Source organism: Bradyrhizobium sp. LeoA1Lang, assembly GCF_055413685.1.
Genome location: NZ_JBVAPG010000496.1, coordinates 1 through 546, shown reverse-complemented (window position 1 = coordinate 546; position 546 = coordinate 1). Strand labels below are relative to the sequence as shown.

Below are 546 nucleotides of genomic sequence, written 5' to 3'. Positions count from 1 at the left end.
CGCGAACGACGAAACAGAAGGAATCGCAACGTTGGCTCGATAGCACGAGGCGCGCCGCAGAGGTGCTGGCGGAGGCTGCGAGCATCACGGTGGTATCGGACCGGGAAAGCGACATCTACGCGCACTTCGCGTTCCGTCCGCAGACTACGCATTTGATCGTGCGGGCCTGCCAGAACCGGCGGATCGAGGAGGAGCAGATTGATCTGCTGTTCTCGCACATCGATAGTCTGCCCGAAGCAGGTCGGCTCAAAGTGAACATTCCTGCGGCTCCGGGACGCAAGGCGCGCAGCAGCGAACTGGCAATCCGCTTCTCGCGTGTGACCCTGCGCAAGCCGCTGCATGGAACTGCCGATCTGCCCGACACGGTCACATTGGCCGTGGTCGATGTGCGCGAGACATCGACGCCAGAGGGTGGCAAGCCGATCCACTGGCGACTGCTGACGACCCATCCGGTCACCAACATCGCCGACGCGCGCAGAACCGTTGATCTCTATCGGATGCGCTGGGTCGTCGAGGAGTACTTCCACACGCAGAAGACCGGAGGCT

General features: G+C 62.5%; 1 protein-coding gene. It reads left to right on the top strand.

The window, feature by feature from the left end; translation table 11 throughout:
• A partial coding sequence (locus ACZYOF_RS44295) for an IS4 family transposase (protein ID WP_463719663.1) occupies positions 1-546 on the top strand: 546 nt, incomplete at both ends.